General features: G+C 47.0%; 1 protein-coding gene. It reads right to left on the bottom strand.

Translation table 11 applies throughout. The annotated features are described in order from the left end of the window. The coding region (locus HC176_RS18330) for a hypothetical protein (protein ID WP_167920423.1) at positions 1-307 on the bottom strand (307 nt) is incomplete at its 3' end. Positions 308-330 lie beyond the last annotated feature (23 nt).

Raw genomic sequence — 330 nt, 5'->3', positions numbered from 1 at the left:
CGATATCCCATACATCGCCATGCAACCAAGTGGATTCGGTGCACCAGCACCCATCAGCTACCGTTTTATAGGGCATAGGTGCCGTTTGTGGCTGTACCGTGGTGATGTTGTGCAGACGAGCAGACAGACCGTTGCCCGAAAAATCGGTGGTCGTTAGGTTCACGATATCCGTCATCGGGTAATAGGCCTTTAAATTCGACCACGGGATTACCGCTGATGTGGCCGAATCGGATATGGACTTAGGAATTACACTTCCGTACACATTTCCTGAACTATTATTTATTTCTTGGTAAATAATCTTTCGCATTTGATCTTCGGTTAACGCCTCAT

The sequence above is a fragment of the Tamlana crocina genome (assembly GCF_012037625.1).
The sequence above is the reverse complement of the archived record's forward strand: the minus strand, read 5'-3'. Positions and strand labels throughout refer to the sequence as shown.